At 43.5% G+C, this 428-nt stretch carries 1 riboswitch.

Annotated features, from left to right (window positions below):
* Positions 1-226: 226 nt before the first annotated feature.
* Positions 227-318: riboswitch (cyclic di-GMP riboswitch) on the forward strand.
* Positions 319-428: the final 110 nt, after the last annotated feature.

The raw sequence follows: 428 nt of genomic DNA on the forward strand, positions 1-428 counted from the left end.
CCCACAGCCGCAGCACCCCCTCACCATTCTCGCGGCGGCGAACGCAGAGAGAAATCTTTTGAAGTCTATAACAGTAGACCCTTTCCGACGTAAGCAGTCTGCAATTTTGAACAATTACTTGTTTAAGTACAAAAGGACTTTTGTTGAAATTGACAAAGTAATAATTGACAAATGCCAAGCAACTTAGTACAATTTAATTAACTAAAAACCCAAACTCTTAGGAGAATGGCAGAAATGGCAAAACAGAGGAAACTCTGCGGCGCAAAGCTATAGGGTCTAAACGATTGCTCTGCAATCGCATGACAGCCAGTTACCTAACCAGTCCCCGCATTTTAAGAAACAGCGCAATACTGTGTGGACTACTATCCATGCGGTACTGCGCCCTTTTTTAACTGTTTGGGCGCAAAAGAAAGGGAGCGATCGAAAAA

It is taken from the genome of Butyricicoccus sp. AM78-15b2TA (assembly GCF_027665985.1).
GTDB lineage: Bacteria > Bacillota > Clostridia > Oscillospirales > Butyricicoccaceae > Agathobaculum > Agathobaculum butyriciproducens.